The following is a 12601-nucleotide window of genomic DNA, read 5'->3' as shown; positions in this document are numbered from 1 at the left end:
GTCGTACCAAGGCCTTTGCCTTTCCCCCGACGCACACACTCCCCATATGGGGATGGGAAAGACGAGGACGCTTATGGCAGGAATTTCCGTCACGCTCGAAGGCGACAACATCCAGCTGGCATTCCAGAAGGGGGAGCAATCGACCGCCGTGGTCATGGATCCCCACGCCGCCCGTTCGCTGGTGAGGGCCGTGAGCCAGTTGCTTGCCGCCATCGGCGAGACCGCCGAGGACGGGGACGAGACGCCGGAAGAACTGGTCGACGTGACGTCCCAGACCATCGACGTCGGCATGGACGAACACGGCATGGCCGTGGTGGCCCTCCAGGCCGGCCTGATGCCGCCCTTCCTGCTGCGCCTGAAGGACGACGAAGCCCGCCACATCGCCAACAGCCTGCTGGAGATCCTCAACTCTCCGAGGGACGTCCGGGTCTCGCACGGGGATCACTAGGTCCGGGCGGGGCTGAACCGCGTCCGTTTCGCTTTAAGCTGGGCCGGTCCGGAACTTCATTACGGCCATTCTGTTGTCGAACGCGGGGCGTTCTTGGCCGCGCTTGGACAAGGCCATGGCAGTTCACGATCCAGATCTCGTTTCCAGTGCCCATCCGGGCGTTCCCATGATGGACGCCAAGGCGGAGCCGACCCTCAAATACCCGGAATCCGAAGCGTTCTATGCCGAGGCGCTGAGGGAGCTCAACCATCTCGGCCTGCCGTTCCTGCTCGCCGGCACCTACGCGCTCTCCGCCTATACGGGCATCACGCGGCCGACCAAGGATCTCGACATCTTCTGCAAGGCCGGCGACTACACGCGGGTTCTGTCGCATTTCAAAAGCATCGGCTATTCCGTCGAGATCGAGGACGACCGCTGGCTCGGCAAGGTCTTCAAGGGCCAGTATTTCTTCGACGTGATCTTCGCCTCGTCGAACGGCACCATGCCGATCGGCGACCAATGGTTCGAGCGCGCCCGCCAGATCGAGGTCTTCGGCTCGCCCGTGCGCATCGTCGGGCCGACGGAGCTCGTCTGGTCGAAATGCTTCATCCAACTGCGCCACCGCTACGACGGCGCCGACGTGGCGCACACCATTCTCAAGGCGCACGACCAGATCGACTGGCACGCCCTGCTCGCCTACATGGAAGTGCATTGGGAGGTGCTGCTCATGCACCTGCTCAATTTCCGCTGGATCTACCCGTCCGAGCGCGACAAGGTTCCGCGCTGGGTCATGGACGAGCTTCTCGACAGACTCGCCAAGCAGCTTGATCTTCCGCCGCCGCAGATGAAGGTCTGCCGCGGGCGGATGTTCTCCCGCATCGATTACGAGATCGATGTCAAGCAATGGGGCTTCGCCGATGTCGGCGGCGAAGGTGAATGGCGGAATGAGTGACGAACCACAGCAGATGATGAAGGTTGCTGCCATGGGCGACCTTCACGTTCGCGAAGACAATGCGGAATCCTACCGCGATCTCTTTGGAGAAATCTCCAGGGAAGCGGATGTGCTCGTGCTCGCCGGCGACCTGACCGATCTCGGCAAGCCGAAGGAGGCGGAGCTTCTCGCGCAGGATCTGAAAGCCTGCTCGATTCCGGTCGTCGGTGTGCTCGGCAATCACGACTACGAATGCGGCGCGCACGAAGAGGTCGGACGGATCCTGCGCGATGCCGGCATGAAGCTGCTCGACGGGCAATCGGTCGAAATCGACGGCGTCGGCTTCGTGGGCGTCAAAGGTTTCGCCGGCGGTTTCGGGCGGCGCATGCTGGGCTATTTCGGCGAGCCGGCCATGAAGCAGTTCGTCAACGAGACCATGAACGAGACTCTGCGGCTGGAGAACGCCATGCGCCACGTTCGCGCCAAGCGTTCCATGGTCATTCTTCATTATGCGCCGATCGTCGAGACGATCGAAAGCGAGCCGCTGGAGATCTATCCCTTCCTGGGCTCGTCACGGCTCGCCGAGACCATCGACCGCTTCAAGGTGAACGCCATCGTGCACGGCCACGCCCATCGCGGCCGCTTCGAGGGCCGCACACCCGGCGGACAGCCAGTCTACAATGTCGCCAAGCATATCGAGAAGCCGACCGGCAAACCCTATGCCATCATCGAGGTCTGAGCCGGTTCACAAGCGTTGCCGGCTCGCGATGTGTCGCGTGTTGCAGGCTCAGTAACGCGTGCCCGGATCGGTCGGATTGCCCGGCAGGTAATCGGGCTCGGAACCGGGCCCTTTCGGATCCGTGATCCCGGGCTCGTTGACGGGATAGGGCGTGCGCGGTCCGGTCGGGCCGATATCCGGCTCCTCGTCGGGAACGGAGCCCGGCGGCACCTCGCTCGGGATGTTGCCGCCCGGCACGGGATCGTTCGTCGGCACTCCTGGATTGACCATCGTATCTTCCTCGAGTTTTTTGCATGCTTGATCAGGTCAACAGGAGCGCGCCGCCAGGGTTCCGCTTTCGCTCTCGCAGGAACCCCTCCCCGCCCCGTCCGTTCTCACCTTGATTTTTCTGATAACGACGGAGAGAGAACGATGCCTGACATCAAACAGGCCAGGATCCTCATCATGGCCACCGACGGCTTCGAGGAATCGGAGCTGACGGTCCCGCAGGAGAAGCTCTCGGATGCGGGCGCAACGGTCGAAGTCGCCGCGCCGAAATCGCGCATGAAGTCCGGCAAGATCTATGGCTGGGACAAGGCGGATTGGGGCAAGACCGTATCCGTCGACAAAGACATCGAGGATGTGAATCCGGCGGATTACGACGCGCTTGTGCTCCCCGGCGGCCAGATCAATCCCGACAAGCTGCGCGTGGAGCCCAAAGCGATCGAGATCATCCGTGCCTTCTATTCCTCGGGCAAGACAATCGCCGCCATCTGCCATGCGCCCTGGCTCCTCATCGAGGCCGGCGTGATCAAGGGAAGGAAATGCACGTCCTACCATTCGATCAAGACCGACGTGATCAATGCCGGCGGCCAATGGCGTGACGAGACGGTGGTGACCGACCATGGCCTCATCACCAGCCGCAACCCCGGCGATCTAGATGCCTTCGTGAGCAAGATCATCGAAGAGGTGCGCGAGGGCTCCCATGCAGGCCGCCGCCACGCCGCTGAATAACCCCTGTCGCATCGGACATTTAAAAAGCGGCCGGTTCTCACCGGCCGCTTTCGTATCAGCATCAGACGCTGTTTAAGCCTGCTGGATCGCGGAGATCTTCCAGGGACCGCCCTGATCGCGACTGAACGTCCAGAGCTCTGTCGCTTCCTCGATCTTGTTCGGATCGCCTTCCACTACGCGGCCCGTCGTCCTGTCGACCATCACATCCGTGATGCCGAAGCGCATGGCGACGGTGGCGTAGTCGGTGGTGCCCTCGCGCCAGGCTTCCGAGAGGTCGCCTTGGTTGAGGCGCACGTTGGAAAGCTTGTTCACGACGCCGCGGGCGGCGTTGTCGTTGAGCTCTTCCTGGATGTAGCCGGCCATCTCGGGGGTAGCCAGCGTCCAGAGCTTGGCGACGTCTTCCCGCGAATAGGCGTCCTGCATCTCCACAAGGCCACGCTCGAAGGCAGCGTAGTCCTTCTCGCCGATGCCGATCTCGTCCCGTACGCCCGGACGAGCCTGGGCCTGCTGCGACTTGCCGCTCAGAGCGCCACCCAAGGCCCCGCCGAGACCACCGCCCAAGCCGCCGAGGCCGCCGCTCATCGGGCGCCCGCCCGTCGGAGGCACGCTGCCGCCCATGGAGCGGGCATAGCCCTGGCCGGCGCCTGCATAGGCCGGCTGCTGCCGCCTGTTGCGGAACCATTTCATGGCGAGGGAGACCACCAGGACCACGAGGCCGATCTGGAGCAGAAGGCCCAGGATCGAGGCGAGACCGCCGAGGCCACCGAAGAAGCCTTGGCCGAACAGCATGCCGAGCAGGCCCGCGCCGAAGAGACCGGCCATCAGTCCCGTGCCGAAGCCGAAGCGACGCGGCTGCGCCACGTTCGGAGCCGGTGTGCCCGGACGGGTCATGTTCGGGCCCTGGTTCGGGATCTGCGAGCGCTGGATCGGGGCCGCTGCCTCAGGAGCCGTTCGGGTCGCCGGCGGCGCCGTGTAGGTGCGTGCGCCACGCGATCCGAAGCTGCCGCTTCCCCGCCCGACGCGGGCCTCTGCCGCACTACCGGCGAGGACCAGGGCGGCCGCCAGGGCAACCATCACCCGGCTGCGGCGAGAAGCAAATGTCATCATCGTCTTCGTTTCATCCCATTGGAGCACAATGCCCCCACGGGGATAATGTGGTGATGCCTCAAGGGTTGCGGAAGGGTCACGCGGTCCGATTTCGACCAAGCCTTTCGGCGCACCCTGCCCTTCCCATTGTCCCCGGCCTCGTGCCGGTGAGCCCGATCCGAAAGCAGCCTCGCAAGAGCGAGATGGCCGTCCCCGGATCAAGTCTGGGGACGGCCCTAATATGGACGCGCGAGCATCAATGCCTCTGCTTGCGTTTCAACTCATCGATCCGCTTCGAGGCCTCGGCCTTGTCGAGATCGGGATCGAAGGCCTTTGGATCATGTGCCTGCTCGGACAGGGTCTTGAGATAGGACGCCTGGGCGCCGGTCATCGGCTCGTCGCCGGAGACCCACTCGTCCGGGTCCTTGATCTGGTTGTCGGAAGGATCAGGGCTGGCCTTCGGGTTAGCTGCCTCTGCGGAAGCTTTATGGTTAACGCCAGAGCGCCCCGTCGCTTTACCATGTGATGACATGCGAGACTCCTATTGTTCTCTCTTTGTTCTGTAACGAGAACACCCTTGCAGATCATTGGTTCCTCAAGGAAAGGCGGATTACTCCCGCTGATTATTCCCCGTTATCCACAGATCCGGCCCTCGACTCGCCCACAAGCCTGTGTTCTTGCTTCGTTCCAGCGACGATGCAAAGGAATGGCGATGCGCAAACCGAGTGGTCTCGAACGGCTCTATGTCGACTTCGATTCCTTCTTCGCCAGCGCCGAGCAGCACCTCCAGCCGCATCTGCGCGGCAAGCCAGTCGGGGTGATCCCGGTCGATTCGGAGCATACGGGCCTCATCGCTGTCAGCCGGGAGGCGAAAGCACTTGGCCTCAGGCGCGGCGCCTTCGTGCGAGAGGCCCGAAAGCAATGCCCCGGCCTCGTTCTCGTGACGGCGCGGCACGAATTCTATGTGGATTTGCACAAGGACATCATTCGGGCGATCGAGACAGTCGTTCCGGTGAAGGCGGTCTGCTCCATCGACGAGATGCTCTGCGCCCTCCTGCCCGCCGAGTGGCCGCAGGCGCTCAGGATCGGACAGCGCGTCAAGGACGCCATTGCCCGCGACATCGGTCCCACCCTCACCTGCTCGGTGGGTCTTGGGCCCAACGACCTCCTGGCCAAGATCGCAGCCGAGATGGAAAAGCCCGATGGCCTCGTGGCGCTTCACCCGGACGACCTGCCCGGCCGCCTGCTCTCCCTGGAGCTGACCGATGTTCCCGGCATCGCCCGGGGCAACGCGGCGCGCCTGGCCCGGGCGGGCGTCCGCGACATGGCCGCGCTCCTTCGGCTGCAGCCGAAGGAGCTGCGCCGCCTCTGGGGCAGCGTCGAGGGGGAGCGGCTCTGGATGGGGCTGCAAGGCTACACGGTCGAACGCCCCGAGGCCCGCCGGCGCATGTTCGGCCATGGGCGTGTCCTGCCGGCGGACTGGCGCTCCCTGAACGGTGCCTATGCGGCCGCCCGCGTTCTCCTGGCCAAGGCCTCGGCCCGGATGCGCCGCGCCGGATTCTCGGCCCGGGCGCTCGCCCTGTGGCTCACCGACAGGCACAGCGCCGGGTGGTACGGCGAAGAACATTTCCGGCCGACCTGGGACGACCCGTCCCTGCTGGCGTGCTTGAGCCGGCTCTTCCTCCATGCCGAGCGGGAGGAGATGCATCGCAGCCGCAGCGTGCACGTCGCCCTGCACGATCTGGTGCCCTTGGCCGACATCGAGGAAGACCTGTTCGATCATACGCCGGAGGCGCAGCTCAAGCGCCGCATGGAGTATCTCTCCGTCATCGCCGATCAGCTCAACGTCACCCATCGAAGGGCACTCCTGCATTGGGGCCCCTGGGTGACGATCCCCGGCGGCTATGCGGGGGCGAAGATCGCCTTCAACCGCATTCCCGATGCGGAGGATTTTTGAAGGTGGCGTCCGATGTGCAGATGCCCGGCACAGGGCCGGGCATCACGCAGACAGAGGCAAATAGCGGGAATGCCTCAAGCCGCCTTGCTCTTGGGCTGCACCTCGGCCGAGTAATCTTCCATTAGCACCCTGGTCATGTTGCCGGGCTGGAAGCGGTAGGGGCCGATCTCGGACACCGGTGTGACCTCCGCGGCCGTTCCGGTGATGAAGCACTCGTTGAAGCTCGACAGCTCGTCCGGCATGATCCGGCGCTCCGCCACCTCGAAGCCGCGGCGCTTGGCGAGATCGATCACCGTGCGGCGGGTGATGCCGTCAAGGAAGCAGTCGGCGATCGGCGTGTGCACGACGCCGTCGCGGATGAAGAACACGTTGGCGCCCGTGCATTCGGCCACGCGGCCCTGCCAATCGAGCATGAGCGCATCGGCATAGCCCTTCCGCTCCGCCTTGTGCTTGGAGATGGTGCAGATCATGTAGAGACCCGCGGCCTTCGCGGCCGACGGAGCCGTGGCTGGATCGGGACGGCGGTATTCCGCCATGTCGATGCGGATTCCCTTCATCTTCTGGGCGGGGTCGAAATAGCTCGGCCATTCCCAGGACGCGATGGCGAGATGGATCTTGTTGTCCTGCGCGGCGACGCCCATCATCTCCGATCCGCGCCAGGCGACCGGGCGCAGATAGGCGTCCTTCTGCCCGTTCTTCTCCAGCACGAGGCGCTTGGCCGCATCGATCTCGGCCACCGTGTAAGGGATCTCGAAATCGAGGATCTGGGCCGATTTCTTCAGGCGCTCGGAATGCTCGGTCGACTTGAAGATCTCCCCGCCATAGGCGCGCTCGCCTTCGAACACGGAGGAGCCGTAATGAAGCCCGTGCGACAGGACATGGAGCTGGGCATCCTTCCAGGGTACGATCTGCCCGTCGTACCAGATCCATCCATCACGTTGATCGAAGGGGGTCGCGGGCATCGTGTTTCTCCTTGAAGACAGACCTTTTGTGGCAACCGGGGCTGCGTAATTTCCGGCTTGCTTACCGTCGATTTCAATTTCATTCATTTCGCGGAAGCGGCTTGACGAGTAACAATCGTCCTGAGATATGTCAACAAGGCTGACATAAAAATTGGGAACAGGATGGTGCCAGACGCAATTCCGGCTTTGAAGTCTCAGCAACCCGGCAAGGATGCAGGTCACGATATCCTGACCGAGCAGCCGGCCTATGACCTCATCGAGTTGTTCTTCTTCGCCTATCGCGACTTCGTCAGCGATCCCGACAGGATCCTGGACGAATACGGCTTCGGGCGGGCTCATCACCGGGTCCTCCACTTCGTCAGCCGCCAGCCGGGCCTGACGATTGCGGAACTCCTGGATATCTTGCGGATCACGAAGCAGAGCCTCAACCGGGTCCTGAAGGAGCTCATCGAGAAGGATTTCATCGAGAGCCGGATGGGTACTTCGGACCGACGCCAGCGGCTGCTCTTCGCCACCCCCAAGGGCCACGATTTGGCCTTGAAACTCGCCAAGCTGCAGACCCGCCGCATCATGCGCGCCCTGTCGGAGATGGAGCCCGAGGCGAAGGAAACGGTCACCCGCTATCTCCTGCGCCTCATCGATCCGGACGACAGCGCCCATGTGAAGCAGTTCGTATTCGGGCCCAGGAAAACCTGATAAGCAGGGCCCGACAAAGTAGCTTGACGCCTAATGGACGCACGCATCGACATTCCCGACCATGCCCCGCACGTCCTCGTGGTGGACGACGACCGACGGCTGCGCGACCTCTTGGCCCGCTTCCTGACCGAGAACGGCTACCGGGTCACCGCCGCAGCCAGCGCGGCCGAAGCGCGGGCGAAATCTGGGAATTTCGTCTTCGATGCCCTCGTGCTCGACGTGATGATGCCGGGGGAAACCGGGTTCGAATATGCCCGCAGCCTGCGCGAGCACTCGCAGGTGCCGATCCTGATGCTCACCGCGCGGGCCGACGCGTCCGACCGGGTGACGGGCCTGGAAATCGGCGCGGACGATTATCTGCCCAAGCCCTTTGAGCCGCGCGAGCTGCTGCTGCGCCTCGGCAACATTCTCAAACGCGCCCTGCCCGTTCCGGGTGCGCCGAACGCCGACGTGCCGGAGGTTATCCATTTCGGCCCCTTCTCGTACCGTTTCGACCGCGGCGAACTGCGGCGCGGAGATGAGATGGTGCGCATCACCGAGCGCGAGCGCGAGATCCTGACGATCCTCGGCAGCCATGCAGGCGACAACGTCCCGCGGGAGGCGCTCGCCGGCAACGGCCTTGCCGCCAACGAGCGCACGGTGGACGTCCAGATCAACCGGCTGCGGCGCAAGATCGAAACCGATCCCGCCAATCCCATCTTCCTTCAGACCGTGCGCGGCATCGGCTATCGCCTCGTGATCGATCGATGAAGATCGGAGCGACTCTGCGCTATTCTCCCCTCGACCACGTGGCGCGCTGGTTCGGCCGCTTCCTGCCGAAAGGGCTTTACGCCCGCGCGCTCATCATCATCATCGCGCCCGTCATCCTGCTGCAGTCCGTCGTCGCCTACGTGTTCATGGAGCGGCATTATCAGCTTGTCACGCGTCGCCTGTCCTCGGCGGTGACAGCCGATATCGCGGCGCTCATCGACATCTACGAGAGCTATCCGCAAGACAAGGATACGAGCACGCTCTCCCGCATCGCATCGGAACGCCTGCAGCTCGATGTGGACATCTTACGCAACACCGACCTGCCGCCGCCTGGCCCGAAGCCCTTCTTCGACATTCTCGATGAGACCTTGACCGACGAGCTGCGGCGCCAGATCGACCGCCCGTACTGGGTCGATACGGTCGGCCGTTCGAGCTATGTGGAAGTGCGCATCAAGCTTGATCGGAACGACGTCATGCGCGTTCTGGCACGCCGCAGCCAGGCCTATGCCTCGAATTCGCACATCTTCCTCGTGTGGATGGGCGGCTCGTCCTTCGTGCTGCTCGGCATCGCCATCCTGTTCCTGCGCAATCAGATCAGGCCGATTCTGCGGCTGGCCGAAGCGGCCGAAGCGCTCGGAAAGGGCCGGGAGATCGAGTTCCGTCCGCGGGGCGCGCGCGAGGTACGCCAGGCCGGCCACGCCTTCCTGGAAATGAAGCGGCGCATCGAGCGCAACATCGAACAGCGCACGACCATGCTGAACGGCGTCAGCCACGATCTGCGCACGATCCTCACACGCTTCAAGCTCTCGCTCGTGTTCCTCGGCCAGTCACCGGAAGTCGAGGATCTCAAGCGCGACGTGGACGAGATGAGCCGCATGCTCGAGGGTTATCTGGCCTTCGCGCGGGGCGAAGGCGGCGATGCAGGGGAGCAGGCGGTCGCAACGGATCTGCGGCAGCTCCTCGAAGAGGTACAATCGGACGCCGAGCGGCAGGGCCATGTGACGGAACTCGACATCGTCGGCGACCCGATGATCACGGTGCGGCCCGACGCCTTCCGTCGCCTCCTATTCAACCTGGTCGGCAATGCGGCGCGGCATGGCGACCGGATCGAGATCAGCGCCAACCATGAAACGCGCTGGCTCGTTCTGCACGTCGACGATGACGGTCCGGGCATTCCGGCCGACATGCGCGAGGAGGTCTTCAAGCCCTTCGTGCGCCTGGACGAAGCGCGTAACCAGGATGAAGGTGGATCAGGACTCGGCCTCGCCATCGCCCGCGACGTTGCCCGCTCCCATGGCGGTGACATCGTGCTGGGCGAGAGCCCGCTCGGCGGGCTTCGTGCGACGGTGCGGCTTCCGGCGTAAGCACCGTCGAGACGAGATCCGTGTCGACACTAGTAGAGTCTTCCACCCACGGGCACATCGCGATCCGGACGGATCAGCATGACATCGCCGTTGGCGTCAGGCACGCCGAGCGTCAGGACCTCCGACATGAACGGGCCGATCTGGCGCGGCGGAAAATTCACCACCGCCATCACGAGCGACCCGACGAGGTCGTCCGGCGAATGATTGACGGTGATCTGCGCCGAGGACCGCTTGGTACCGATCCCGGGGCCGAAGTCGATGGTGAGCTTGAAAGCCGGTTTGCGCGCCTGCGGGAACGGCTCGACGGCGACGACGCGGCCGACCCGGATGTCGACCTTCTGAAAATCGTCGAACGTGATCTGCGGCGCGGCCGAACTCACCTGATCCATGTCTGCCCCCATGATCCGATTCAGATCGCTGCAGCGGGATTTTGCGCGTCGCCGTTGCCCTCACCAGTGCGGCGCGTCTCGGTGCGCGTCGATCGGCGCCCCTGCATCAAGGCCCGCCCGACCGCACGCAAGGGCGCGCTCAGGCGGCGCAGATCCTCGGCGCCTTCCAGAACGCGCTCGCCGCGCCGCAACTCCCGGTCGAGCCGCGCCATGGTCTTGGCGAGGGTCGGGTCGTCGTCGTCGAGCCATGTGCGCATGGTGTTGGCATAGACGAGAACCGCACCCTGGAGCTTCAGCTTTCCAAGCGGTCCTTCCGTGTTGATGCCGGCCGCCGCCAGCATGAAGCGTTGGGAGTTGAGAGACACCTGATTGAGAGCCGCAAGGGACACGGGATCGTACTGCAGATCCTGCGTGATCCGCCGCAGCGCCTGCTTGTAGGGCTGCAGGGCATCGAAGCGGCGCATCAGCACGTCGAAGATGCGTTCGCGCGCAGGTTCTCCCGCCAGATCCTCGGTCGTTCCCTCCAGCACCTGCCGGTCGATCTGGCGGGAGAGCGCGCCGAGCACGGCGCCCTTCGAGGGGAAGAGATCGCGGAACTCGGCCAGCGAGACGTTTGCAGCCTTCGCCACGTCGGTGATCTCGATCTCATGCCAAGGGCGTTGCGCGGCGAGATCCATGAGGGCCTCGACGATGGCCTTGCGCTTATCCGTGGGAACGTCAGCGGTCACGATCGATCTCCTGAAAATATGCCGTTGACGCTTATCTAGGGGCGGATCGAACCAAGCCCAAGGCTCAACCGGCGAGTTCCTCCGCCCGGCGCTTGGCAGCCGCCACGGCCTCGCGCATGAGCGCCTTCATCCCGTTCGGATCCCGCATGAGGACGTCGAGGGCGGCTGCCGTGGTGCCGCCCGGCGAGGTGACGTTCTGCCGGAGCGTTGCCGGCGGCAGGTCGCTCTGGAACAGGAGTTCCCCGGCTCCCGTGACCGTGGCCCGGGCAAGGCGCTGCGCCAAATCCGGCGGAAGTCCGGCGGCCGTTCCGGCCTCGGCCAGGCATTCCACCAGATGGAACACATAGGCCGGGCCCGATCCCGACACGGCCGTGACCGCGTCGATCAGGTCTTCGGACGGCAGCCACTCGACGATGCCGTTGCTGCTCAACAGCGCATCGGCCATCAGGCGCTGCGTCTCGTTCACCTTGTCGTTGGTGGCGGCTCCTGTCGCCCCGCGCCCGATGCTGGCAGGAAGGTTGGGCATGGCGCGCACGATTGCTCCGGCGCCAGGAAGCCTGGCGCGCAGATCGCCGATGGTCTTGCCGGCAAGGATGGAGATGACGAGAGTCTGCGGCCCGAGACAGCCGTTCAGCGCGGGGGCAGCCTCGTCGAGCATCTGCGGCTTGATCGCCAGGACCAGCACGTCCGCCGCGGCAGGATCAGGGGGATTCAAGGAAATGCCCTTGGTCCGGCAGAACTGCGTCATCTCCTCGGACGGGCGCGGTTCGAGAACGGTGACGCCCTCGGGCTTCATGCCGACCTTGAGCCAGCCCTCCAGCATGGAGCCGCCCATTTTGCCGGCGCCGACGAGAATGAGGGAAGACGGCAGATGCGAGGCGTTCGACGGCATGGGCTTAACCTGACGGAATGAATGGGGAAGACCGCACTCTATTCACGCCCGCCCTGCCCTGTCGAGGCAGGTTCAGGCTTCGCCTTCGGTTTCGAACAGGACGGAGTCGAGAGCCTCGCGGGCGGACTTGCCGGCCCAAATGACGAACTGGAACGCCTGGAAATACCGCTCGCAGGCCTCCACCGCGACCCGCAGCATCGTCTCGCATTGCCCATCCGTGGGATCGGCTCCGCCCGCCAGCAGCAGCGCGTGGCGGAACATCACTACGTTTTCCGTGCTCCACAAATCGAAATGCCCGACCCAGAGCTGCTCGTTGACGGAGGCGATAAGCTGGAGCACCTCCTGCCGCCGCCGCTCGGGCACCTTGAGATCGAAGGCACAGGCCATATGCATGGCCTCCACGTCCTCAATCCAGGTAAAAGCGACATCGTAATCCGCCCAGCGGCCTGCCACGGAGATGGACATCTCGTCCGCTTCGGCCCGGTCGAAGATCCAGTGCCGCAGGGAAGCGAGGCGTTCGACCACATCGAGAGGATGTTCCGAGCGATCGATTTCAAGATGAATCTGCGACATGTCGATCCTGGACGCTCATTTGCCTGAACATGGTAAACATATCAGGCAATACCATTGCGTTGATCCCGGCGCTGTTCGAAAGAAGTACTCAGAATAGCTTTGTTATTCGGAGAT

16 protein-coding genes are annotated in these 12601 nt (G+C 64.0%); 8 read left to right on the top strand and 8 right to left on the bottom strand.

The genetic code is table 11. The features are described from left to right. Positions 1-73 precede the first annotated feature (73 nt). The 3 genes from VB672_RS00330 (at position 74) to VB672_RS00320 (ending at position 2097) form a co-directional block, all read left to right on the top strand. A complete protein-coding gene (locus VB672_RS00330; protein WP_329782172.1) occupies positions 74-448 on the top strand; it encodes a hypothetical protein in 375 nt (124 codons plus the stop codon). Positions 449-563: 115 nt separating this feature from the next. Further along, complete coding sequence (locus tag VB672_RS00325) at positions 564-1379, top strand: nucleotidyltransferase family protein (protein WP_329782171.1); 816 nt, start codon at positions 564-566, stop codon at positions 1377-1379. Continuing rightward, complete coding sequence (locus VB672_RS00320; RefSeq protein ID WP_329782170.1) at positions 1372-2097, top strand: metallophosphoesterase family protein; 726 nt, start codon at positions 1372-1374, stop codon at positions 2095-2097. The genes VB672_RS00325 and VB672_RS00320 overlap by 8 nt, the downstream gene beginning before the upstream one ends. Before the next feature lie 48 nt (positions 2098-2145). On the opposite strand, the gene VB672_RS00315 is transcribed toward VB672_RS00320, so the two are convergent. Further along, entirely contained in the window at positions 2146-2367 is a 222-nt protein-coding gene (locus VB672_RS00315; protein WP_329782169.1) for a hypothetical protein, read from the bottom strand. A 141-nt stretch (positions 2368-2508) separates the two neighbouring features. On the opposite strand from VB672_RS00315, the gene VB672_RS00310 reads away from it, so the two are divergent. After that, a complete protein-coding gene (locus VB672_RS00310; protein ID WP_329782168.1) occupies positions 2509-3090 on the top strand; it encodes a type 1 glutamine amidotransferase domain-containing protein in 582 nt (193 codons plus the stop codon). 72 nt (positions 3091-3162) lie between these two features. Here VB672_RS00310 and VB672_RS00305 read toward each other — a convergent pair whose 3' ends face one another. Beyond that, the gene (locus VB672_RS00305; RefSeq protein WP_329782167.1) at positions 3163-4197 is read right to left on the bottom strand and encodes a Tim44 domain-containing protein; all 1035 of its coding nucleotides are present in this window, start codon (positions 4195-4197) and stop codon (positions 3163-3165) included. A gap of 235 nt (positions 4198-4432) precedes the next feature. Further along, positions 4433-4708, bottom strand: a complete 276-nt coding sequence (locus tag VB672_RS00300) for a DUF3072 domain-containing protein (protein WP_329782166.1) — start codon at positions 4706-4708, stop codon at positions 4433-4435. A gap of 180 nt (positions 4709-4888) precedes the next feature. Here VB672_RS00300 and VB672_RS00295 point away from each other — a divergent pair, with 180 nt between their 5' ends. Beyond that, positions 4889-6133, top strand: coding sequence for a Y-family DNA polymerase (locus tag VB672_RS00295; RefSeq protein ID WP_329782165.1), 1245 nt, complete (start codon positions 4889-4891; stop codon positions 6131-6133). Positions 6134-6207: 74 nt separating this feature from the next. On the opposite strand, the gene VB672_RS00290 is transcribed toward VB672_RS00295, so the two are convergent. After that, on the bottom strand, positions 6208-7095 hold the full coding sequence (locus tag VB672_RS00290) for a branched-chain amino acid aminotransferase (RefSeq protein ID WP_329782164.1): 888 nt from the start codon (positions 7093-7095) through the stop codon (positions 6208-6210). Between the two features lie 162 nt (positions 7096-7257). Between VB672_RS00290 and VB672_RS00285 the strand changes: the two genes are divergently transcribed. The 3 genes from VB672_RS00285 to VB672_RS00275 are packed head-to-tail and all read left to right on the top strand — an operon-like array spanning position 7258 to position 9905. After that, entirely contained in the window at positions 7258-7791 is a 534-nt protein-coding gene (locus VB672_RS00285) for a MarR family winged helix-turn-helix transcriptional regulator (RefSeq protein ID WP_329782163.1), read from the top strand. Positions 7792-7824: 33 nt separating this feature from the next. Then, complete coding sequence (locus VB672_RS00280) at positions 7825-8541, top strand: response regulator (RefSeq protein ID WP_329782162.1); 717 nt, start codon at positions 7825-7827, stop codon at positions 8539-8541. Continuing rightward, a complete protein-coding gene (locus tag VB672_RS00275; RefSeq protein ID WP_329782161.1) occupies positions 8538-9905 on the top strand; it encodes an ATP-binding protein in 1368 nt (455 codons plus the stop codon). The genes VB672_RS00280 and VB672_RS00275 overlap by 4 nt, the downstream gene beginning before the upstream one ends. 29 nt (positions 9906-9934) lie before the next feature. On the opposite strand, the gene VB672_RS00270 is transcribed toward VB672_RS00275, so the two are convergent. From VB672_RS00270 to VB672_RS00255, 4 genes are all read right to left on the bottom strand, one after another. Further along, on the bottom strand, positions 9935-10294 hold the full coding sequence (locus tag VB672_RS00270; RefSeq protein WP_329782160.1) for a tRNA-binding protein: 360 nt from the start codon (positions 10292-10294) through the stop codon (positions 9935-9937). Between the two features lie 20 nt (positions 10295-10314). After that, positions 10315-10971: a TetR/AcrR family transcriptional regulator gene (locus VB672_RS00265; RefSeq protein WP_329782559.1), complete on the bottom strand. Its 657-nt coding sequence runs from the start codon at positions 10969-10971 to the stop codon at positions 10315-10317. 115 nt (positions 10972-11086) lie between these two features. Continuing rightward, positions 11087-11914 carry a pyrroline-5-carboxylate reductase gene (gene proC / locus VB672_RS00260; protein WP_329782159.1) on the bottom strand — a complete coding sequence of 276 codons (828 nt, stop codon included), beginning with the start codon at positions 11912-11914 and terminating at the stop codon, positions 11087-11089. A gap of 72 nt (positions 11915-11986) precedes the next feature. Further along, positions 11987-12487 carry a YbjN domain-containing protein gene (locus VB672_RS00255; protein ID WP_173946152.1) on the bottom strand — a complete coding sequence of 167 codons (501 nt, stop codon included), beginning with the start codon at positions 12485-12487 and terminating at the stop codon, positions 11987-11989. Between the last annotated feature and the right edge of the window lie 114 nt (positions 12488-12601).

This window comes from Microvirga sp. CF3016 (assembly GCF_036314085.1).
In the GTDB taxonomy this organism is placed as follows: domain Bacteria; phylum Pseudomonadota; class Alphaproteobacteria; order Rhizobiales; family Beijerinckiaceae; genus Microvirga.
This window is presented reverse-complemented; position numbering and strand designations above follow the sequence as displayed.

What these genes read in the sequence shown, in the direction of transcription:
- VB672_RS00295 (WP_329782165.1), top strand. Translation starts at nt 4,889, where the DNA reads ATGCGCAAACCGAGTGGTCTCGAACGGCTCTATGTCGACTTCGATTCC.
- VB672_RS00265 (WP_329782559.1), bottom strand. Translation starts at nt 10,971, where the DNA reads ATGGATCTCGCCGCGCAACGCCCTTGGCATGAGATCGAGATCACCGAC.
- VB672_RS00280 (WP_329782162.1), top strand. Translation starts at nt 7,825, where the DNA reads ATGGACGCACGCATCGACATTCCCGACCATGCCCCGCACGTCCTCGTG.
- VB672_RS00320 (WP_329782170.1), top strand. Translation starts at nt 1,372, where the DNA reads ATGAGTGACGAACCACAGCAGATGATGAAGGTTGCTGCCATGGGCGAC.
- VB672_RS00330 (WP_329782172.1), top strand. Translation starts at nt 74, where the DNA reads ATGGCAGGAATTTCCGTCACGCTCGAAGGCGACAACATCCAGCTGGCA.
- VB672_RS00300 (WP_329782166.1), bottom strand. Translation starts at nt 4,708, where the DNA reads ATGTCATCACATGGTAAAGCGACGGGGCGCTCTGGCGTTAACCATAAA.
- VB672_RS00275 (WP_329782161.1), top strand. Translation starts at nt 8,538, where the DNA reads ATGAAGATCGGAGCGACTCTGCGCTATTCTCCCCTCGACCACGTGGCG.
- VB672_RS00255 (WP_173946152.1), bottom strand. Translation starts at nt 12,487, where the DNA reads ATGTCGCAGATTCATCTTGAAATCGATCGCTCGGAACATCCTCTCGAT.
- VB672_RS00290 (WP_329782164.1), bottom strand. Translation starts at nt 7,095, where the DNA reads ATGCCCGCGACCCCCTTCGATCAACGTGATGGATGGATCTGGTACGAC.
- VB672_RS00285 (WP_329782163.1), top strand. Translation starts at nt 7,258, where the DNA reads ATGGTGCCAGACGCAATTCCGGCTTTGAAGTCTCAGCAACCCGGCAAG.
- proC (WP_329782159.1), bottom strand. Translation starts at nt 11,914, where the DNA reads ATGCCGTCGAACGCCTCGCATCTGCCGTCTTCCCTCATTCTCGTCGGC.
- VB672_RS00310 (WP_329782168.1), top strand. Translation starts at nt 2,509, where the DNA reads ATGCCTGACATCAAACAGGCCAGGATCCTCATCATGGCCACCGACGGC.
- VB672_RS00325 (WP_329782171.1), top strand. Translation starts at nt 564, where the DNA reads ATGGCAGTTCACGATCCAGATCTCGTTTCCAGTGCCCATCCGGGCGTT.
- VB672_RS00315 (WP_329782169.1), bottom strand. Translation starts at nt 2,367, where the DNA reads ATGGTCAATCCAGGAGTGCCGACGAACGATCCCGTGCCGGGCGGCAAC.
- VB672_RS00270 (WP_329782160.1), bottom strand. Translation starts at nt 10,294, where the DNA reads ATGGATCAGGTGAGTTCGGCCGCGCCGCAGATCACGTTCGACGATTTT.
- VB672_RS00305 (WP_329782167.1), bottom strand. Translation starts at nt 4,197, where the DNA reads ATGATGACATTTGCTTCTCGCCGCAGCCGGGTGATGGTTGCCCTGGCG.